At 30.4% G+C, this 339-nt stretch carries 1 protein-coding gene; it reads left to right on the forward strand.

The window, feature by feature from the left end:
- Window positions 1–149: 149 nt before the first annotated feature.
- Window positions 150–339: hypothetical protein (locus SB775_RS28155; protein ID WP_410864458.1), on the forward strand; the 190-nt coding region annotated here is incomplete at its 3' end.

Genomic DNA, 339 nt, shown 5'->3' on the forward strand with positions numbered 1-339 from the left:
AAATGAACAAGAGATGGAAAATACTTAGAAACAATATACTTCATAAAAGGAGATTAATTCTTTTAAAAAAACTTAGCAGTTTCAGAACAAATAAAAATGCTACAACCTTCAAGTCTTCAAATGTTAAGCAAGTTACTAGAAGTTACTATTTGATTTTGACATACCAAGGTTTTGGGATTTGTACAACTACACTAGGCGTACTAGCTGATGATATGTTATCAACAAGAAAGATTTGCAGCTATATTAACGCCTTTGTCATTAGAAATTATTGGAAGAAGGTCCTTAAATATGAACAAATCTTTATCGATCACCATGAATCAGGCAAAAGAAATGTTTGCT

It is taken from the genome of Peribacillus sp. SIMBA_075 (assembly GCF_046534585.1).